The 21572-nt window shown below is 45.1% G+C and carries 12 protein-coding genes and 1 tRNA gene; 5 read left to right on the plus strand and 8 right to left on the minus strand.

Annotation, left to right across the window (positions count from 1 at the left end):
* The first annotated feature begins 318 nt into the window (after nt 1-318).
* Nucleotides 319-1623 (plus strand): branched-chain amino acid transport system II carrier protein, encoded by a 1305-nt coding sequence (gene brnQ, locus G3R49_RS04840; RefSeq protein WP_167868804.1) that lies wholly within the window; start codon nt 319-321, stop codon nt 1621-1623.
* A 115-nt stretch (nt 1624-1738) separates the two neighbouring features.
* Here brnQ and G3R49_RS04845 read toward each other — a convergent pair whose 3' ends face one another.
* Nucleotides 1739-5500, minus strand: a complete 3762-nt coding sequence (locus G3R49_RS04845; RefSeq protein ID WP_167868805.1) for a S8 family serine peptidase — start codon at nt 5498-5500, stop codon at nt 1739-1741.
* A 14-nt stretch (nt 5501-5514) separates the two neighbouring features.
* Complete coding sequence (locus G3R49_RS04850; protein WP_167868806.1) at nt 5515-7626, minus strand: hypothetical protein; 2112 nt, start codon at nt 7624-7626, stop codon at nt 5515-5517.
* A 245-nt stretch (nt 7627-7871) separates the two neighbouring features.
* Here G3R49_RS04850 and G3R49_RS04855 point away from each other — a divergent pair, with 245 nt between their 5' ends.
* The 3 genes from G3R49_RS04855 to rsuA all read left to right on the plus strand — a co-directional run bounded on the left by G3R49_RS04855 (nt 7872) and on the right by rsuA (nt 12894).
* Complete coding sequence (locus tag G3R49_RS04855) at nt 7872-8522, plus strand: response regulator transcription factor (protein WP_130598014.1); 651 nt, start codon at nt 7872-7874, stop codon at nt 8520-8522.
* A gap of 1 nt (nt 8523) precedes the next feature.
* Complete coding sequence (locus G3R49_RS04860) at nt 8524-12117, plus strand: ATP-binding protein (protein WP_167868807.1); 3594 nt, start codon at nt 8524-8526, stop codon at nt 12115-12117.
* Nucleotides 12118-12201: 84 nt separating this feature from the next.
* Nucleotides 12202-12894: a 16S rRNA pseudouridine(516) synthase RsuA gene (gene rsuA, locus G3R49_RS04865; protein ID WP_130598012.1), complete on the plus strand. Its 693-nt coding sequence runs from the start codon at nt 12202-12204 to the stop codon at nt 12892-12894.
* Nucleotides 12895-13004: 110 nt separating this feature from the next.
* On the opposite strand, the gene G3R49_RS04870 is transcribed toward rsuA, so the two are convergent.
* Together G3R49_RS04870 and G3R49_RS04875 are read right to left on the minus strand one after the other, a co-directional pair.
* Nucleotides 13005-14159, minus strand: a complete 1155-nt coding sequence (locus G3R49_RS04870) for a dipeptidase (RefSeq protein WP_130598011.1) — start codon at nt 14157-14159, stop codon at nt 13005-13007.
* 10 nt (nt 14160-14169) lie between these two features.
* Nucleotides 14170-15822, minus strand: a complete 1653-nt coding sequence (locus G3R49_RS04875; RefSeq protein ID WP_167868808.1) for an amidohydrolase family protein — start codon at nt 15820-15822, stop codon at nt 14170-14172.
* Nucleotides 15823-15944: 122 nt separating this feature from the next.
* Between G3R49_RS04875 and G3R49_RS04880 the strand changes: the two genes are divergently transcribed.
* The gene (locus G3R49_RS04880) at nt 15945-16844 is read left to right on the plus strand and encodes a LysR family transcriptional regulator (RefSeq protein ID WP_130598009.1); all 900 of its coding nucleotides are present in this window, start codon (nt 15945-15947) and stop codon (nt 16842-16844) included.
* Nucleotides 16845-16989: 145 nt separating this feature from the next.
* Here G3R49_RS04880 and G3R49_RS04885 read toward each other — a convergent pair.
* The 4 genes from G3R49_RS04885 to G3R49_RS04900 all read right to left on the minus strand — a co-directional run bounded on the left by G3R49_RS04885 (nt 16990) and on the right by G3R49_RS04900 (nt 21569).
* Nucleotides 16990-17066: transfer RNA gene (locus G3R49_RS04885), tRNA-Ile, on the minus strand.
* Between the two features lie 250 nt (nt 17067-17316).
* Entirely contained in the window at nt 17317-19149 is a 1833-nt protein-coding gene (gene rpoD, locus G3R49_RS04890) for an RNA polymerase sigma factor RpoD (RefSeq protein ID WP_210147092.1), read from the minus strand.
* Nucleotides 19150-19285: 136 nt separating this feature from the next.
* Nucleotides 19286-21013 carry a DNA primase gene (dnaG, locus tag G3R49_RS04895; protein WP_167868810.1) on the minus strand — a complete coding sequence of 576 codons (1728 nt, stop codon included), beginning with the start codon at nt 21011-21013 and terminating at the stop codon, nt 19286-19288.
* Nucleotides 21014-21125: 112 nt separating this feature from the next.
* A complete protein-coding gene (locus G3R49_RS04900; RefSeq protein ID WP_130598006.1) occupies nt 21126-21569 on the minus strand; it encodes a GatB/YqeY domain-containing protein in 444 nt (147 codons plus the stop codon).
* Nucleotides 21570-21572: the final 3 nt, after the last annotated feature.

The following is a 21572-nucleotide window of genomic DNA, read 5'->3' on the forward strand; positions in this document are numbered from 1 at the left end:
AGCGTTTTTATGGTTTTACTAGGCATATCACTAAAAAACAATGAATAGCGGTAAGTCTGCAGTTCGAGTTTTGCGCGGTAATCGAGCAGTATCCAACAGGATAACTGACAATTTCGATGTTTCGCTATTGGTTATGTTTCTGAAATTATTGGGTTTATCTTTTGTAATAAATTCGGCCTGACAGCCGGCGCTGTTAAATTTGCCGGTATTTTTTCGCAAGGGCATCAATAGGAATTAGTAATAGTAGTTAACTTTCTTGGTAATAGTTCAGGCTTTAACATAAAGAAAATTGTATAAATTCATCAAGAGAGGCTCCGAGTGACAAGACAACAAACATTGTTTGCTGGTTTTATGGTTTTCGCACTGTTTTTAGGGGCTGGTAATATTATTTTCCCGCCGATGCTGGGATTTGCATCGGGTGAGTTCTTTTCTCAAGCGTTAATTGGCTTTTTGTTAACTGCGGTAGGCTTGCCCGCTGTTACCTTGATAGCCATTGCCTGGATGGGCAGTGGCGAGGGCGTGACCGAGAAATTACCGCGTTGGTTACAACTCACCTTTTGGAGCACCTTGTTCCTGACCATTGGTCCATTTTTCAATATGCCGCGTACCTTCAGCGTGGCATATGAGTTTACTGCTAAGCCATTCTACGGCGATGATTTAATGCCGTTCGTTACCTTAGTGTTTGCGGCTATCACCTTGTTTTTTGCTTTGTCACCAAGCAAGTTGATGGACAGGGTCGGTAAGCTAATCACCCCGTGTTTAATCACTATCTTCGTGGTTTTGATTGTAAGTGTTTACATGATGCCTCACGGCACCCCAACTGACGTATCTGCTCGTTACCTTGAATCTGCTTTTGCTTCTGGCTTAAGTGAAGGTTATATGACTATGGACGTGTTAGGCGCAATTGGTTTTGGTGGCTTAGTTATTGCGATTATCAGTCAGCGCATGAACGCAGATTCTGGCTCGTTAACCAAAAAAATGAGCAAGATTGTGGTTGTGTATGCCAGTATCATTACTGCGTTATATATGGCAATGGCATGGATTGGTAGCCAATATGGCGCTCAGGTGAGCAACGGTGGTGAACTGTTGTCTAGCTACACTCAGTGGATGTACGGCAATACAGGCGCAATTTTACTTGGCGCAATCATGACGTTAGCTTGTCTAACCACGGCAATTGGCCTTAGCTGCGCGAGCGCTAAGTACTTTAGTGATAACTTTAAGTTTGTTAGCTACAAGCCAGCTGTAGTTACTATTGTGGCAGTCACTACGGTTGTTGCTAACGTAGGCTTAGCTAAGTTAATTGAAATCACCTTACCGCTGGTGGTGGTATTGCACCCTGTGACCATTAGTGTTGTAGCGTTAGCCGTGTTCTACAAACATAAGCCGTTTAATTTAATGGTGTGGGGAACAACGGTAACGACGGCAATCTTATTTGGTGTGATTGATGCGTTAAACATCTTAGGTCAGATGCCAGCGGATCTAGAGCAAGCATTTAATCAATACTTACCGCTATACCAATACAATGCCGCGTGGATTATTCCAACACTTGCGGTATTTATGGCGCTAACCGCGTTAGCGAAGGTCGCTTACAATATAAGTCGCAGTCGCTGCGCACAAGTGTAACGCTGTATCTCGCGACTAAGCTGACATGTAAAAAGCCATACCTTTGCAGGTATGGCTTTTTAGTTTGTCCGGCAGTTGGGAGTGCCGGGCTATTCGTTCACTTAACTCTTGGTAATTAAGCTTTGGCGCGGCGGCGTAGGCCTAGCATAGCCAGTATGCTCAACCATAGTGCACCTAGCGAGCCACCGTCGTCTTGGTTGATAACATCAACTTTAACTGTTTCGGTTTCGCTTAGCTCACCGTCAGATACAGTCACTTCAAACACTAGGGTTTCATTGCCACTAACATTTGGTAGTGAAACTGTTGCTTCTGCGCTGTCAGCTGAGCTGATGGTCGCCTTAGTACCTTCAACTTGCGTCCAAGTAAAGCTTAGTGCGTCGTTGTCAGCATCTTCACTCATTTGTGCGCTTAGGGTTACCGAAGTACCTTCGTCTGCACTCATTGAAGCCACTTTCACTTTTGCATCAGGACGTGAGTTAGGGTTAGAAAGGGCAACTGCGCCGCTGTCTGTTACGCTTGTGCCTTCAACGCTGTAGCTCCACGCGGTAGACATGTCACCACTTTGGTTCGCTAGCACTTGAGCTTTAGCTACAAACTCACCACCTTGAGTCGCTTCAAACGTTAGGGTCTGACCGCTTACGCTACCTTGCTCTGAGTCTAACCACTGCATTTTTTCAGATAGCTTTAACTCAACTTGCATTGGTTGATCAGCAGATGCTGCACCTTCAGGGATAACCACTGAGTATGCGACTTCTTGACCTGAGGTGACAGAGCTTGCATCAGTGCTAACGTTTAGCGCGTTGCGAGTGTGGTCGAATACTACGATTGATTGACCTAGCTCCATTTCTACACCGTCGTTGTTTTCAGTGAAATCAATCGCTGTGTAGTAAGCTTTATTAGCAAGCTTAGACGCCCACTCGATGGTTAATGGCATTGTTGAGTATGGCTCAACAGAGCTGTCAACAGTGATATCTATTGGGATCATATCTGCCTCACGACGTTGAATAACATCAACACGGAAATCGTCAATCGAGCCATCTGCTTCAGATAACCAGTTGTGAGTCATCACCCAGTATTGGCCTGGAGCTGGATTGTCGATGCTGCAAACTTCAAATTGTGCAAGGTCTGCATAGTTACCAGCACAAATAAACTCTACTTCTTCAATTGTGCCGTTATTGTTGTTATCCCAACCGATGTAGATATCAGCGTCATAACTCTTAGTTTTACCAATGATGGCGACTAGCTCTTCAACGTCGTCACCCACGTTAACAGTCACCACTTTTACGCCATCAGTTAGATCATCTACTGGTGAGCGGTTGTCAGTGTCGCCTGCTAGCGAGAAGTGGAATGACTCAGATGGCATTAAGCCATCAGAGGTTGCTGATACCGCCAATGGGCGGCGGAATGCATAGTCATTGTTTTCGATGCTTGCATTGCCGTGGAAGACTTCAACCGTGTTCCAATCAGCAATATCTGCAACCATAGGTTGAATTGCAATAGGCAATGATAGCTCTGGTGATGCACCTGTGCTGTCGGTTAGTTTCAAGCGGCCGTAGTTCCAGCTATCACCTGCGTTGTCAGCAACCTTGATGCTTACAGTCACTTCAAGTGACTCACCTTCAGCTAGTACTGCTGAGGTTGGTGAGATAGTCACGTCTAATTCTGATGCGCCAGTGTAAGCCAGTGACCAGTTACCCGCTTGTGTTGCGGTAAAGGCACGAGTGAACTCACATTCACCTTTACAGTTACTGTCAACGAAGTAAGCACCGTTAAGCTCTTTTGGTGTACCGCCAACTTCTGGGTTCGCTGCAACATAGTTGTCAATGGTCTCATCCATCCACAGGCCTGCTTTCACTGCTAGGTCAACTTGGGTCATACCTGAGCCGTGATCCCATACTTGTGATGGGGTTGCTAAGTCTTGAATGGTGGTTTCGCTGTTAGCGGTCAACATTAACGCTGATTGAATCTGTGCTGGTGTTGCGTCAGGGTGAACCTGAGTAAATAGTGCTGCAGCACCTGCTACGTGAGGTGATGCCATTGACGTACCGGTTAGGAACGCAAAGTCTGCAGTACCTGGCTCCCACGCGAATGGTTGATCATCAGAGTAAGCGGCGTAAATGTCAGTACCTGGCGCAGCAATGTGCGGCACCATGTTCTCTGCTGCGTACAGAGACGGACCACGTGAACTAGACGCGTTAGCAGAGTTTGCCATTAGGTCTGAATAACCGACTTCACCTTGAGCAATGGTTAATGTTGGGTTAGTTGAGCTTGCAACCCAGTTCATTAGCTCTTCACCGCTTTCTTCGGTCAACAACATGCCAGGAATTGCATAAGGAATGTTGTACATATCTGAGCCGCTTTGCGGTACGTTGCGGATTAGTACGCCTACAGCACCTTTGTCTTGCGCGTTGACTGACTTATCATATAGCGCAATGTCACCGCGGTCACAGATGAGGATCTTGTCCTGGATTTCAGGAAGGTCATCATAGAAGGTGAAATCACAAAGGCTGTAGTCGATTGAGCCGTCACCTAAGTCACCAGCGTAAACCACGCCAGCAGTGACTTCATCGCTCAGTCCACCAACACCTTCGATAGTCGCTAAGTCGACACCTTCATCGTTTGTACCAGTGAATGACTTAGTAAAGATACGCGAGTGAGTGTAGTTAGCGACAACGGTCGTCCAAGGGGCAACGTTACCTACAGTGCTTTCACCAGGGCCAGCGTTACCCGCAGCGGCTGCAACGAAGATACCCGCTTCACGTGCTTTTAAGAAAGCCATACCTGAAGCCGAGGTCCATGGGCTACCGCCATCACCGCCTGGGCCAATAGAGAAGTTGATGACATCTACGCCATGCTCAATCGCAAGGTCAACCGCTTTAACTGTCAGTGAGTCAAAGCACGAGCCTTCTTCATTACAAGTTTGGTACGAGATGATGTTTGCATGTGGTGCAACACCCGATAGGCGCGCAAATTTCGCATCACCAATTGGTGTACCATCACCTTGATTTGTGTTGTCTTGCTTAAGGATAGGTTGGTCTGCTAGTACGTTACCGCCAGCAGTACCAGAGGTATGCGAGCCGTGACCGTTATAATCTTCACCAACAGGTGCTGCCAAGCCTGCATAGTTGTCGGTGACTTCTGGGAAGCTATATACACCAATTAGCTTGTTGTTACATAGGCTAGCGTCTGTTTCACAGTCACCAACAAATACACCATCACCATACGGGTTGGTGTGCACGTAACCGTCACCGCCTACTTCAGCAAATGAAATGTTATCTGTATTGATACCACTGTCGATAATACCTAGCAGTACACCTTCGCCTTTGCCTGCAAGTTCAGGTACAGCGCTTTCCCAAATTTTGTCCGCGCCAATATGCTGCGGGCCAACATCAGTGTTTAACTGGTGAATTTGCTCTGGGTATACTGCTTTTACTTCTGCTAGCTGTGCAATGCGCTGAGCTTGCTTTTTCGAAAGCTCAAGAGCAAAACCATTCATCGCGAAGTGGTAACGCACTGTTGGCGAAACCGATAAGCTTGTTGCTTTAGCAATACTAGCTAACGCGCTGTTTTGACGGCTTTGTAGGTGTTGCTTGTACTGCTGAATTTGCGGCGCAGCTTTGGTTTTTACACCTTGCTTAAGCAGTTGCTTAGTACCAGCAAACTTATCATTACCCTGGAAGCTGCTTACCGCGTCATCTTTAAGCTCGATAATGTAGGTTTGCTTTTCTGCATTGGTGATCTTACCGCTAATACCTACGTGGTTTTTGTGACCTGCTAAGAAGGTCTTTTGAACGTTGCTTTTTACAGGTGCGGCTTGGGCACTTGCGCCAGTTAGCATTGCAACAGATAGTGCTAACCATAATTTTGATTTGTTCATGAATTAGGCCCTTATTATTTTTTAATTTTTCTTGTGAATAAGCCAAGTAAAGCGAATAACCATAAGCTACCAAGTGCACTACCTGAGTCAGACTCGACTTTATTAACCTTAACGGTCACTGTTTTTTCTACAGTATTGACGCCATCATCAAGTGTTCCGGTTAATTCAATGCTTTGAGTGTTATCAACAAGTGGAGCAGAAACTGTCAGTTCGTTGTTCGACCAAAAAACGTTAAGCTCGATGTCGCTATTGTGAGTCCAGCTTACTGATACATCATCTGAGTCAACATCAGTCACGACGGCGCTGACAGTGGTGGACTCGCCTTCAAAAACTTCGATGTTGTTGGCAATTTCAATTTCTGGAGCATCGTCAATTGTCACAACATTAAGGGTGTAGTCTTGAGTGGCAGAGCGTGAGCTGTTGTCTAAATCGGTTACTGCAAGTGTGAAAGTTGCTTCACCAATGTAATCAGCACTAGGTGTGATGGTCGCGCTAACATGAGTTGCGGCCTTAACTACGTCTGTGATAGTGATATCAGTGGTTTCTGTGGTTAACTGGACATCATGGTTTTGCGACGTTTCATCATGGATGGTAAATGTCATTACCTTGCTCATGTCTTCTAATGTGGCAAGGTTTGGCTTCACGGCTAATTTAATATCAGCAGTTAAACCATGGGTGCCATCGTTATGGATGTTTTGAGCATATATAGGGCTGTTATTAGTACCGTCTTCTGACCAATAAATGACATCACCGATAGGGTTAGTATGTAGCTGCAGGTTGCCTTTGGTGTTTTTGTTGCCATCGATTGTCTTTTCTTCACCAGCCTTACCGTCAGCATCAAACTGCACATAGTTATAGGTAATTGGCCAGTAGTCCCATACTTTCATGAAGTAGGCATTAACAACGCCGTTGCGGCTAGAAGTGTTAACCACGTCTAAGTAACCGTTGAAGCCGGTATCGAAATCACCAGAGGTCAATTGAACAATTTCTCTTGGCTCGCTCCAAATAACTTTGCCGTCAGCAGAAACTTTTTGCGCAAAAATACCTGTTTCAGGTGTCGAGCCATCAAGGAGTACTGCGAATGTGATGATACGGTCACCGTTCACCACTTCAATGCTAGGACCACTTGGGTTGTAGTCAGCATCGCCATGAGAGATACGCAGGTTACCGCTGAAGCGCTTGTTACCCATGCGATCAAATTCTTGCATCATTAGCATCGCACCAGAGTCTGTTGGTAGACGCCATGCAATAATTACGTTCTCGTGTTCATCGATAGTAATATCTGAGTTAGGAGCAGGTGAGTCTGGAATGTTCTCTAAATCGCCTTTGGTAAAGGCAACTGGCTTATCACCCCACATTGGCTCACCATTTTCCAGTGAGTACTTTTGAATACTTAGGTGTGAGCCATATTCAGGGGCGATATCTTGATAAACAACAATAAAGCCATCGCTTACTAATGCGCGCTCTACAGGGTAGCTCGCATCGTGCAGTTGTTCATGAACGTGCCACTTTATTTCGCCGTTTTCATCAACATAAGCGATGTGCGCGTTAGTTGGGTCACCGTAATAGTCTAAGTCACCATTAACATCTTCTGATTCATCCCAGGTCACGATTGAACCGTTACCAACAGCAGTAACATGCGGTACACCAACATGGCTTAGGCCCGTCGGTGAAGTAATTTCAATCCCTGTTTCCCAACGAGACTTTTTGTCTGCGCTGACTTCATAGATCACTACGACATCTTGAATATTACCGTCAGTGTTTTCGCGCTCATCACGAATAGCGATACGAACTGACTCGTTATCTAGCGCTGCGATAGAATAGTCATAAACATATGATTTACTTCTATCAATAACTAATAGCGGCTCATCATCCCAAACGACTTCACCTTTTTGGTTAACGCGCTGTAGGTACATGTCATAGCCGTGATAAACCGAGTTCTCCCAGTCATCGGCCTTAAGGAAACCTGCGTAATGGTTACCGGTTTTGGTGGTCGTCCATTGTGGGATGACACCCTCACTGGCAATAGTAGCGAAATTAGTTTGATCATTATGCCAAGCTGCTGAGGCTGACATTGAGCTTAATGCCAGTCCTATCGCTAGCCCGAGTTGGGTTTTTGTAGTCATTATTCGTCCTTCATTATCGTTAGAATTTGGTGGGAAATGCGACTCTTATGTTGATTACCGTGTCATTACTGCTTTGTTATAGTGATGTTGACCTTTGCATCGTATCGTGTAAGGGAAGTGAGCTAAATTGGACTTGGGACTGCATACGGTAAGACTAAAGTCCTACATGTTTGGTCGTTGAATTCTTTAATGAAAACAAGTAAAAGGAAAGAGTGCTCGCCCCTAATAATAACAATGGAGTCACTATGCAAAGTACCGTCGTCATTGCAGATGATCACCCGCTATATCGTGAAGCTTTGATTGGTTCAATCGTTAAACAGTTACCCGAACTTACGCTATTAGAATCTGCAGATTATTTGTCGCTGTTTGACATGCTTAAGGAGCAGCGCGACGAGATTGATTTGGTATTACTGGATTTGAGTATGCCCGGTTGTCAGGGCTATAGTGGCTTAATCTTTATTAAGAAGTACTTCCCTGAAATTCCGGTACTGATTATTACCGCCCATAACAGCGCAGAAATTATGAGTCAGTGTCAGCTATTTAATGCAGATGGATTCGTATCTAAAACGGCATCAAGCGATACCATCGTGAGCAAAATAAGCCACTTACTTGAAAGCGATGATGTGTTGTCCCCGCAATTAAATATGGCTGCATTAGCTCAGCAAGAGCAGCTGCGCTATCACAAGGTGATGCAATTAACGCCACACCAATTTCATATTCTGTCCTTAGTTGCTGATGGTTTGCTCAATAAGCAAATTGCCGCGCAGCTAGAAATCTCTGAGAAAACGGTGAAAGCACACTTATCGAAAATTTTTAAAATTCTCGATGTGGGTAACCGCACTCAGGCGGCTAAGTTTGTCGCTGGATTAGCCTTAACGACATCTTGGCAGCATTAGCGTGGCGAACTTGTCCCATCGATTGCGTGAATTAAATGCGAGTGCTTTAGGCAAAAGTAGGTTGCTATTATCGCTGGTTTTGCTGGCGTCTTTCATTCTATTGCTGCCAAATAAAGTGAATGCCAATGATGAGATGCTTTCTGATGTAGATATTACTGCTGAAAATACCCAGGTTGGGCTCGTTGCAAACGAAATACCATCAAGCAGTCGCACAGTAAAGGTCATCGATTATCTTGATGGCTTATCGCAAAGTACCATTATGGCGCTGGCACAAGACCAGCAGCACAATTTATGGGTTGGAACCCAAAATGGTCTTAATCGAATTTCGGGTAACGAAGTTACTCAATATGGTTACGGTACTCATGGTGGACAAACCTTATCGGGTGGGTTAATCAATGCTCTGCAAGTTGACCGTAATAATCGTTTGTGGATTGCCAGTACTAAAGGGCTTGATGAGTTCGACCTCAGCAACAATGTGCTTGCACCGTCATCATTAATTAGCACCTGGCCAGAGCAATATAGCCGTGACATTCGTGCCTTGCTGGTTGTCGGCGATCAAGTGTTATTTGCTACGCGCGAGCGTTTAATCATTGCCAATATCAATACCCATAAAATTGATGCCCATATCGACTTTGCTAAATATGGCGTGACACTGCGCTTCCCACATTTAGTGTCGGCGGCTGGTAAGGTGTATTTAGGCAGTGATGAAGGGGTCTATAGGCTGAATTTAGCCTCTACGTCGCTAACTAAACTTAATGCCACTGATGGGCTGATCATTCGCTCAATGGTTTATGGCAAGGGTAAGCTGTGGCTAGGGACGCGCCATCATGGCTTAAAAGCATTAAATTTGACTGATGAAAGTTCAGTTGAACAGGTGATTGAAGGGGTAAATATCTATCGTTTGAGTTTATTTAATGATGAGTTACTTATTGATCTGCATAATCAGTTTCTTAGCTTAAATTTATCAGACCTGCAGCTAAAGAAACTTCACCTGACTGCGTTTAATCGAAACTATGTGAGTGGTTTAAATATATTTTCTTCTCTGCAACTGAGCTCTGAACAATATCTACTTGGTTCTGGTACCGGGATATTAGCGTTAAGTGATAGCTCCAGGTATATAGGGCGCACTCCTCAGGTAAAGGAAGAGGGTTTTGAAAACATCGATGCAGTGCAAACACTCGAGCTAGATGGTGGTACCAATACTTCAACCACTGATTTTCTAGTACTTGATAGCGAAGCTATCTATCGCCTCAATATTCAAACCCAGCAAAAGCAGCGGTTGTATTCAGCTAGGCCAAATCAAACATTTATCAGAATGCTGCAGTATCAAGGTAAGACCTATGTCGCTTCTCAAGGGCTTGGTTTTATCGAGCTAAGCGAGCAGTTTGAGTTGCTGAGGCAATCTGATGTTGCTGTCACCATATACGACATGAAAGTGATTGCAGGTAAGCTATGGCTAGCGACTCCCGATGGTATCTATCTTGTTGATTTTGAGACGCTTGAACATGATTTGATCGCATCTACTGCATCAAGACGATTTTTCAGCTTGAATCAGTTTGGCGATATTGTGGTTGCGACCAGCTTTCGCGATGGTACTTGGGTGTTTAGCGCTCAAGGTGAGTCGCCCAAGCAGCAATACATAGCATCAAAACCCGCGATGGTGCTAGAGAGCTTTCAAGCCAGTGACGGTCAGATTTGGTTGATGACGGCAGAAGATGGCATGTACCGCCTCAATACGCCATCGCGCTCTAACAGCCAATACAGTGTTAAACCGTTTGCGTTAAATGATCAATTCCCTAGTCGCACCATTGTTTGTATGGCGCAAGACAAACAGCAGCGTTTATGGATGGCAACCTTAGATGGGTTGATAATGTCAGTACCAGGCTCGCAGCAGCTGATTCATTTTGGACAAATGGAAGGTTTGAGTAATTCTGATTTTAATCAAAAAGCCTGTGGCAGTATTGGCGAACAGCTTTATTTTAGTGGCTATAACACCATTGATTTGGTTGATGCTGATAACCTTCAAGTACAACGCGCGAAAACCATTGCACCGCAACAAGTGCAGCTATTAAGTGCCGACAAACAAATCAATACCGTGCTAGGAAAACAAACCCAAAAGGTAGCAGAAAACCCGATTTATCGTTTTGTGGTGACGCTTAATACCGATAAGTTGATGCAAAATATGACTTATCGTTACCGCCTAAAAGGCTATCAGTCACAATGGCTTATCTCACGCAGCAACGAGTTTGTATTTACTAACTTACCTGTTGGTGATTATCAGCTTGAGTTATACGCTTATAACGACGCCGGAGACACCTCTGAAGTCAGCCGTTACCCACTAAAAGTCACTGCGCTTTGGTACAAGTCTTACTATGCCTATGCGGCTTATTTCATTATTTCCATTGCGATATTCATATGGATTGTGCTGTTGAAACTGCGCGCGGCTAGACTTAAGTATCAGCTTAAAGAGCAAGAAGCCAAGCAACTCACTCAGCTTAATGAGCAACTCGAGCAGTTAGTTAATGAGCGTACAGCGGTGCTTGAGCAGAAAACCTTAGACGCCGAGCAAGCTAACCAGGATAAAACCGCGTTTATTGCCACCGCGAGCCATGACATTCGCCACCCGCTCAATTCAGCGAAATTGCTACTTGAAGCGAATCAAAATGATGAAGTGGGTCAAACAATGTTCTTTAAACGCATGCAAGACAGCATAGGCAGCTTGTCGCGTTTAATTGAGTCGATTCTCGATTTATCTAAAGTCGAATCGGCGCACTTTAAGCCATTTGTGCGCTCATTTGAAACGCAAAATTTGCTGAATGATTTAATTGTAGAGTTATCGCCGGTTGCGGCTAAATACCAGGTTAATCTTGAGTGCAGCGCCTGGCACAATTTGAATGTTGAAAGCGATAGCTTGTTGATAGAGCGGGTGCTGCTTAATGTAGTCATCAACGCCATTGAGGTCAGTAAACCGGGGCTGACGGTGAGTTTAGCTGCGAAACAGCTAAATGATATGTGTGTAGTGGAAATTACCGACCAAGGGGCTGGTATTCCTGCATCGATTAAGTCGCAGCTGTTTGAGCCATTTGTTACCCATAATAAAGCGTCCGGTACTGGCCTTGGTTTGACCATTGTTAATAAAATCAACCATGTTCTCAATCTTGGCTTAGCGGTTAACTCAAGCAGCAAAGGCACTAAAATGAGTTTTAGCTTGCCGCTGGCGAGACAGGTTGCTCACGCTGAGCCAAGTACCAATATTGGCGAGGTATGGGTGCTTGATGATCATCAAGAAAGCGCTGACTCACTGGCGACTGTACTTGGCAAGTGGCAGCTTGAGTATCGTATTTTCTATGACCATCACAGCTTAATTAGCGCACTTGAGCAAACCACGCCTGATTGGTTATTGCTAGATTTTCATTTGCAAAATACAGACAGCGCTCGGGTGCTAGCCGAAAACGGTCGCTTGTTTGAACCAGTGAATATTATCGTGATGTCGGCAGAAGCCAGCGTTCGCTCCATTTTGCCTTATCCCTTTCTGCTTAAACCAATCAAGCCTAACAAGCTAAAGCGGCTATTGTTATCGCCTAAGAGGGTTTAGCCTTGCTACAGAATTGTGCGTAAGTATTCGGTTAGGGTCAGATATGTTAGTATCTGCCCTCATTGATTTTGGTAAGAGATCCCCGTGAGATTAGATAAATTCATTTGCGAAAGCACCGAGCTAACCCGCTCTATGGCGAAAAAGCTGCTTAAATCAGGTGAAGTCACCTGTGATGGTGAAGTGGTTAAAGATCCAAGCTTTAAAGTTACCGATGCTATGCTGATTGAGGTTGATGGTAATGAGCTTAACCTAATCGGCGAGCGCTATATTATGATGCACAAGCCCATCGATACTATTTGCTCAACCGTTGATGAGGAATATCAGTCTGTGCTGAGTCTAATGGACATTGAAAAGCCTGAAGCACTGCATATTGCTGGCCGCTTAGATGTTGATACCACAGGATTGATTTTAATCACCAGCGATGGTCAATGGTCACATAAGATCACTTCACCAAAAAAAGGCTGTGGTAAGCGTTATTTAGTCGAAGTAGCTGAGCCACTTAGCAAAGACTTAGTTGATGTATTTAAGCAGGGCATTGAGCTGAAAAGTGAAGATGGGCTCACTAAACCTGCTGAGTTAGATATTATCGACAGCCATAATGCTAGGTTGACAATTGTCGAAGGTAAATATCATCAGGTAAAACGCATGTTTGCAGCTGTAGGTAACAAAGTGGTCAACTTGCACCGCGAGGCGATTGGCCCAATAGAGATGGATCATGATCTCGAAGAGTGTGAATGGCGTTATTTGACCGATGAAGAAATTGCACGGGTAAAATAAGGTTTTTTACACTTCACATATCTGCAGTACATACATGTGCGTTATACATAACAGGCAGCTTTTAGCTGCCTGTTTCATTTTGCTCTTGTTTAGTTTAACAGGCTAAGCGATTACCAAACCTCTCGATAGAGATTAACGAGATTGCTGCCAAGTACCTTAGTAATCACCTTGTCTGAATGCCCTGAACGTTGCATATAGTGGGCAATAAGCTCCATACGGCGAATGCTGTTTAGTTGCGGGATAAATGGCGGACGATTAGCTGACTCACCTGGCGCTGAAATACCAGCAGCTTTGCGGCGCTCAACATCTTTGCGGATCATCTCGCGGTACTCAGGGCCATCGTTGACAGGCAAGATCCCCTGATCGCTACCAATGGCAACATGGTCTTCACCGCAGACATTAATGGCATGATTTAAGTGGCGCATAAAGGCGGCTGCGGTAATTTCACCATCGCCGCCTTCAAGAAATGGCATCAGATAAATACCGACTACGCCGCCTTTATCTGCTATTGCTTTTAGCTCAGTATCGTCATTGTTTCTCGGGTGCTGATAAACCGCGTTACAACCCGTGTGGGAGAGCGTTAACGGCTTACTTGCAGCTTTAATCGCATCAGCGACAGTTTGTTTGCCCGAGTGGGATAGGTCAAGTAACACCTTAGCATTTTGTATTTGTGCCACTGCCTGACGGCCAAGCTCGGTTAGGCCTGTATCGTGTTTTACCAAACCGCCTGAGCCATATTGCGATGGGCCGTTATAGCTCAGCTGCATATAGCGCGCGCCTTGCTTGGCAAAATAATCAATTCGGCTTAAGTCATCGGCGAACATTTCTGTTGATTGAAAGCCGATGATAATCCCTATTTGCCCTTGTGCTTTAGCCTGCAAAATATCATCAAGGTTGTACACAATGCGAAGATGCTGCGGGTACAAAGCGGTGATTTGTTTTACATGGGCAATTTTCGCTTTTGCTGCAGCAAAATCATCACCGGGGTAAGGTACGGTTGCATTTACCGCCGTCACACCTGAGCGTTTAAATTGCGCTAACGTCTCAGCACTTAACTCATTGATACCATAATCAAACAGCGCGCTGAGTCCATCTATCACTATGCTTTTGTTGTAAGCTGCCCAGCTTTGTTCTTGTGCGATAACGGATAAACTCAGTGATGGCAAGCTAGCTGCTAAGGTGGTGAGGCCACAAAGTTTGATGAATTGCCGACGACTTGTTTGACGTTTAGTGAGTTGCTGCGAATTTACTTGTTCGATATCCATGGCTAGTTCCTTATAGCTCGGCAATACATTCAACTTCGACTTTGGCGCCTAACGCCAAGTCAGCCTTACCAAAGGCGCTGCGAGTTGGGTAAGAGTCAAAAAACGGTGTGTAGGCTTCATTCGCTGCTTGCCACTGGTCAATATCTTCCAACATCAGGGTGCATTTAACGATGTCTTGATAGCCTAAATCGTGTTGCTCAAGCACATTGCCTATGTTCTTCATCGCCTGAGTCATTTGCGATTTAATATCATCGCCCGCCAAGGTCATTGTGGTTGGGTAATTACCGAGCTGTCCTGACATCCACAGCATGCCGCCAGCTTTTTTTGCATCTACAAATGGCAGCTTAGGGTTAGAGCCGCGATACACAAACTCGCCATTTTTGATCACGTGGGCGATGTCACTGGCAAAATGAATGTTGTCGCTTGGGTCTTGATTTAACACCACTAGATTGGCTTTTTTGCCCACTGCAATTGAGCCATAGTCTTGCTCGATTCCAATCACTTTAGCGCCATTAATCGTTGCCGCTTGAATCGCCTCTAATGGTGAAAGGCTTGCTTCATGTACCAGCAGCTGCATTTCGTTGAACACTAATGGCGTCGTATGACCAAAGTAGTCGCTGGCTGAGTCTGTACCTGTGGCGATGGTAATGCCGTTCATGTGCGCCAGTTTGGTAAATTCATAGCCCCAGTTTTCAAGCATTTCACCGCGAGCGCCGCGCTGGGCTTTGGTTTGTTCAAACACGGTAAGGGTCGAGTCGAGAATAGTGTCCTTGCTTAGCATGTCTTGCATTAGCCCTTCATAGCGCGACAATTGCTGCGAGTCTTGTAGTTGCTTGTCGGTGATTAACTCACCTTTACGGCGCAGCTCGTAAAAGTTATCAACCACATGGGCAGAGATATCTGGCGCGTGGGAAATCGTCTCTACCCCAGCGTTAACAATCTCTTGCGGCTTAGCTGGGCCAATATAGGCATGAGACCACACTTTTAATCCATGTTTCTTGGCTGCACTTGCAAGCATTTCAACGACATTTGCTGGCACCTTGGCGTAGATTTTTATGCCAGTTGCACCTGTGCCAAGGGCACGTAGCATGATGGTATCAAAGTCACTATTCTCATCTACCGCACGCATCCAATCTACCTTACCGGGCTCGCGACCTAATGCAGATGCCACAGTGCGTGGGTCAGCAAAAAACTCCTCGCCACCGATGATCACCGAATAGTAAATATCAGGCGATTGAATCGCATCAATCTCAGCGCGGCGTTTAAGCGAACTAAGTGCACGCACATCACCGCCCATGTCTCTAACTGAAGTGACACCGCCCTGAAGTAGGTGGCGCAGCCGCTTACGGGTCGTTATGTCGTTGTCGCTGCCATCGGGCACAGTTGCATGATGCACATGAGTGTCGATGTAGCCTGGGATAAGATATTTATCGCTCATATCAATCACTCGAACATGCTTTTTATAGCGAGGTTTACGGCTCTTGATTGATACAATTCTATCGTCTTCAATCAGCACGTGTTGCGCCTTATTTATTGTGAGGCTTTCTACATCGATAATATTGATATTGGTTAGCGCGATAGAGTCAGCGATGCTCGGCGCGCTAAATAGGCTTGCAATAGCAAATGCTAGCGATGCTGTTGATAGACATGAATGATTAGCCATAGTTGTTCTCGTTGTTTAGGGCACAAAACATTTGTTATCGAGAGGTTAACTTAAACCTAGGTGACTAAAAACTGCGATTTGGTTTATAGTCTATAAACATATTGTTTATATTTGGAGCGTGAATGAATAAGCTAGAGGCCATGACGGCATTTTGCGTGGTTGCCGAGCAGCAAAATTTTTCAGCAGCGGCGCGAGAGTTAGGTGTGTCGAACACGTTAGTGAGTCGTCATGTGAAACAGCTTGAGCAAACTTTGGGGTGCTTGCTGTTGAAGCGCAATACGCGCAAGGTTTATCTCACCCCAGCAGGTGAACAATACCTTGAGCAAATTCGCCCTTTGCTTAAGAAACTCAACTCAGTTGAAGCTATGATGGGGCAGTTTAGTGAGCAGCCAAGCGGCAAGCTGACCATATCAACTACCTTCGAAATGGGTGGGCAATACTTTGCGCCTCTGATTGCTAAATATCGCAAGCAATATCCAAAGGTTGAGTTAAATATTCGCTTGGCAAATAGCCCCGCAGATTTATTCGAATCTGATATTGATCTCGCCTTTCGCGTCGCGCCTAATTTACCCAATGCTAGTTACATAGCCCAAAGTATCGGCCAATCTCGCCTGAGCTTATGGGCAAGCCCAGATTATCTAGCTAAATTCGGCGAGCCGACATCGCCCGAAGGTTTGATTGAGCACGAGCTGTTATTTTTCTCTCACAGCATTCGTAAAGAGCAGTGGATATTTGAGCATAACGGTGAGCGATTTACTCAAAAGTTGCCTTGGACCTGGTCATCAGACAATGGCCGTTTACTTAATGAAGCCGCTGCTAGCGGGCAGGGGATTATTCAAGCGCCAACCTATTCAGTAAATGAGTATGTAAATCAGGGGCGTCTTGTAGAAGTTATGCCTGAATATAGCATTAACAATTTGATGGTATCAGCGGTATTCCCACACCGACTAAAACTGACTAACAAGATCAGCAGCTTTGTCGCCATGGCTAAAGCGCACTTTAGCGAGTTCCCGTTGCCTTAGATTTGGTTCGCGTTTGAGGGAGTATGACATTGCGTGGTGGATAAATGCGCGCCCAAATGGCGTCCAAGTTCAAGCTGCAGTGTTTATCGACTGGACATAAACACAAAAAAGCCCATCTAATGATGGGCTTTTTTGTAAAATCTGATGGTGGCCCCTCCCAGACTCGAACTGGGGACCTAACGATTATGAGTCGTGTGCTCTAACCAACTGAGCTAAGGGGCCGACTTAAAGTAGTCGTCACTACTGAAAGCGAAAAAGAGTATACGAAGTTTATATTGGCTTGTCACCTGTGTTTGTCATTGAATTTTCATTTTGAGATTCATTTGGTTATCTGTTGTACAAACATAGGCTGTTGCTTCAAGCTACTAAATGTATCAGGCATAAAAAAACCTGCCGTAGCAGGTTTTTAATGTCGATATCGCGATTGCAGACTTATTCGACTCTCAATTGACTTACTCGTCTCTTTGTGGACTTACTCGTCTAAGAACGACTTTAAGATCTCTGAGCGAGAAGGGTGGCGTAGTTTACGCAGTGCTTTCGCTTCAATCTGACGGATACGCTCACGAGTAACGTCAAACTGCTTACCTACTTCTTCAAGCGTGTGGTCTGTGTTCATGTCGATACCAAAGCGCATACGTAGCACTTTAGCTTCACGAGCCGTTAGACCTGCTAACACTTCGTGAGTTGCGTTACGTAAGCTTTCACCTGTCGCTGAATCCAATGGCAGCTCTAGCGTGGTATCTTCAATGAAATCACCTAAGTGCGAATCTTCATCATCACCGATTGGGGTTTCCATTGAGATAGGCTCTTTAGCAATCTTGAGTACCTTACGGATCTTGTCTTCAGGCATCATCATGCGCTCAGCTAGCTCTTCTGGAGATGGCTCACGACCCATTTCTTGTAGCATTTGACGAGAGATACGGTTTAGCTTGTTGATCGTCTCAATCATGTGCACAGGAATACGAATTGTACGTGCTTGGTCAGCAATCGAGCGAGTGATCGCCTGACGGATCCACCAAGTTGCGTAAGTCGAGAACTTGTAACCACGACGGTATTCGAACTTGTCTACCGCTTTCATCAGACCGATGTTACCTTCCTGGATAAGATCCAGGAATTGTAGGCCACGGTTGGTGTACTTTTTCGCGATAGAAATTACTAGACGTAAGTTCGCTTCAACCATTTCTTTCTTAGCGCGGCGAGCTTTTGCTTCACCGATAGACATACGACGGTTGATGTCTTTAATACCAGCAATGGTTAGGTCAGTTTCTTGCTCGATAGCTTCTAACTTACCAACACAGCGTTCTACGTCGAATTCAACCATGCGTAGGCCTTCTGCGTATGGCTTAGTGCTAGTTTTCTCTGCTTCAAACCACTCAAGGTTGGTTTCGTTGCTAGTAAATGCCTTAACGAAGTTCTTCTTAGGCATTTTAGCTTGTTCAACACACAGCTTAAGAATTAGACGCTCTTGTACGCGTACGCGGTCCATCATGGTGCGCATGCTTTTAACTAGTCGGTCAAATTGCTTAGGTACAAGACGGAACTCTTTAAATAGCTCACCGATTATGAATAGTGAGCCGATAGACTCAGGGTGGTCACGACCTTTCTCAGCGATAATTGCTAAGCTCTTTTCATAAGCTTCACGAAGTTGAGTGAATTTTTCTTTGGCTTCTTCAGGGCAAGGGCCTTTGTTGCCTTCTTCCTCTTCTTCGTCATCGTCGCCATCATCGTCTTCATCTTCAAGCTCTTCTTCAGAAAGCTCAGAACCAACGTGAGTCGCGGTTGGGGCAACGTCATCTTCGTCAGGATTGACAAATCCAGAGATAATATCAGACAAGCGAATTTCGTCAGCTTCGTACTGGTCGAATTGCTCCAAGATCATGGCGATTGCTTGTGGGTATTCACTCACTGAACATTGAACGGTATTAATACCTTCTTCAATGCGCTTAGCAATAACAATCTCGCCTTCGCGGGTAAGTAGCTCTACTGTACCCATTTCACGCATATACATACGTACAGGGTCAGTGGTGCGGCCTAATTCGCTTTCTACGGTAGCAAGGGCTGCGGCAGCTTCTTCAGCTGCATCTTCGTCTGTGCTGTCTTCCGACATCATCATGTCATCGGCATCGGGTGCTTCTTCAAACACACGGATACCCATGTCATTTATCATCTGGATAATATCTTCAATCTGGTCAGAGTCGACCATGTCTGCAGGTAAGTGATCGTTCACTTCTGCATAGGTTAAGTAACCTTGTTCTTTACCTTTAGCTAGCAACAATTTAAGTTGCGACTGCGGAGTTTGATCCATAGATATCATCCAAGTTTTGGTAACTGAAAATCGACCGCATCTTAACTGGGTTAAGATTTATGCGAATCGAACATTATAGCCTCGCGTTAGCTTGTAAGCTAGTCCGAGACTTTGTTCTAGCGCAGAAAAATCTGCTTTATTTGTTTTTGCCTTTCATTATCGTGATCAGTTTAAGTAGTTGTACTTTCTCTTCTTTCGACAATGGTTGTTTAAGGCTAAGCTCTTGATATCGCTGCTCGATGTATTTATCACTCAGCCATAATAAGGATTGTTTAAACTCGGATTCCTGGTTTTCATCCGCCACTTGATGGTCCCATTGGGCCAATTTGATCAGCATCGAATGTTGTTGATGCTCTCTATATAGTTCAAGTAGTTGTGCGCTGTTCAACTGTTTGTCGCGAGTTATATCCAACAGGCTATTGAATAAGTCTATGCCTGTGAGCTGTATTTTGCTTAATGCTGGTTGCTTAGGTAAGCCATAGCCCAATTGTGGGGCCTGTACGAGTAAGGCAATCGCGAGCCTTAATGGCGTTCCTCTACCTTGTAAGCCCTTGGCATTTAGCGGTTTGGCTTTTTGTTCAACAAAGCCTAGTTTCTTTTTTAAGTCATCAGCACTGTTCATACCAAGTTTGTGCGCGAGGTTTTCGAGCAACAAGTTTTGTAGAACGGAGTCCTGAATCTTTTGGATAAGAGCAATAGCTTGTTTTGCCAATGCACCCTTATCGGTGCCATGAGTGCGAGTTAGTGTGTCAAACAGGAACTCAGGAAGCCCCATTGCTTGTTCAATTAACTGCTCAAAGGCTTGTTTACCGATTTGCCTTACCATAGTGTCTGGGTCTTCACCTTGCGGTAAAAACATAAACTTCACAGTGTCACCAGGTTTGAGCAAAGGTAATGCGGTTTCTAGTGCTCGCCATGCAGCTTCACGACCGGCGTTATCACCGTCGTAGCAGCATACGACTTCTTTAGCACTGCGAACCAAAAGTTGAAATTGTTCTGCTGTGGTGGAGGTTCCCAAAGATGCCACAGCGTAGTCAACGCCAAACTGAGCTAGTGCGACAACGTCCATATAACCTTCAACAATGAGTACATGTTGAGGGTCACGATGCTGCTGTTTTAGCTCGTATAATCCATAAAGTTCATTACCCTTATGAAATATGGGCGTTTCTGGTGAATTCAAGTATTTAGGAGTACCGTCTCCTAATACTCGGCCACCAAAGCCAACCACACGACCGCGGCGGTCGCGAATTGGAAACATGAGTCTGTCGCGGAACCTGTCGTAACGTTTGCCATTATCGTTGGCAATTAGCATTCCCGCGGTTAGTAACTTGTCTTGCGCATCTTGATTTTGACGGTAACGGCTTAATAGTCCGTCCCAGCCATCGGGTGCAAAACCAATCCCGAATTTTTCAACCACTTCGTCACTTAAGTCACGAAAGGCGAGGTAGTCGACAACTTTTTGTTTGTCGCTGTGTTGACGCAGCTGGGTTTGGAAGTAGTGGTTTGCTTCATCCATCAACTCATATAAATCGCGGCTTAAACCATGGTCAACGCGTTTGCCAGTGCCTTTCTCTCTTGGTACTTCAAGTCCAAGTTGGCCGGCTAACTCTTCAATGGCATCAACGAATTCTAAGCGATCATATTCCATGACAAAATCAATCGCATTGCCGTGTGCACCACAGCCAAAGCAATGATAAAACTGTTTGTCGCGGCTGACGGTAAACGAAGGTGATTTTTCACTATGAAAAGGACAACAAGCCGTGTGATTTTTACCGGCTTTTTTCAACGGAACTTTGCGATCAATGAGATCGACTATGTCTGTGCGAGCAATAAGCTCATTGATAAAATCACGAGGGATCGCCATGAATTGCTAGTTACTCGACTTTTTACCTTTATCAATTGAGACTTTACGTTTATCAACTGATTAAAACAAACAAGCCGTGCAGGTGCACGGCTTATTCAACATTAAAAACCTACTAGTTTAATTTGGCACGGATAAGAGAGCTAATGGCTCCCATGTCTGCACGTCCTTGAACTTTTGGTTTTAATGCTCCCATTACTTTACCCATATCCGCCATGGACGCCGCACCAACTTGTTCAATAGTTGCGTCAATTAATGCTGCAACTTCTTCTTCAGTTAGTGGTTTTGGCAAGAAGGTTTCAATGACTTGAACTTCCAGCGCTTCAGCTTCAGCTAACTCCGGACGATTGGCTGCTTCATATTGAGCAATAGAATCGCGGCGTTGCTTTACCATTTTGGTTAAAACAGCTATCGCTTGTTCATCAGTTAAAGCTTCGCGTGTGTCCACTTCAACTTGTTTGATGGCGGCAAGTGCCATACGAATTGTTCCTAAGCGCACCTTCTCTTTGGCGCGCATAGCAACTTTCATTTGGTCTTTAAGCTGGTCTACTAGGCTCATAAT

Origin of the sequence: Shewanella sp. WXL01 (genome assembly GCF_012263345.1) — a bacterium.
GTDB classification, from domain to species: domain Bacteria; phylum Pseudomonadota; class Gammaproteobacteria; order Enterobacterales; family Shewanellaceae; genus Shewanella; species Shewanella maritima.